This window comes from Dellaglioa sp. CoH-55-MRSF-9 (assembly GCF_056782155.1).
Window position 1 is genome coordinate 1 of sequence record NZ_JBXAYG010000161.1, and the last position, 241, is coordinate 241.

The following is a 241-nucleotide window of genomic DNA, read 5'->3' on the forward strand; positions in this document are numbered from 1 at the left end:
GGAAGAACGCGCGCGTCATGATCGCGTTCGCGTCGATCGGCTTGACCGGCGTGTCGCCGCCGCCCGGCCCGTCGGGCTCGTTCAGCATCTGCCAGCCGGCCACCGCGACCGCGAAGCCGCCGCCGATCCGCAGCGCTTCCATCGAGATCCCGAAGAAATGCAGCACCGGCGTGCCGGCGAAGAACGCGACCATCAGGACGACGGACGCGTTGAACGCGACCTTCCTCGCGAGCAGATCCCG

Annotated in this window: 1 protein-coding gene; it reads right to left on the reverse strand. The window is 69.3% G+C overall.

Annotated features, from left to right (window positions below):
* The coding region (locus AC1RPV_RS08180) for a MarC family protein (protein ID WP_481764266.1) at nucleotides 1-241 on the reverse strand (241 nt) is incomplete at both ends.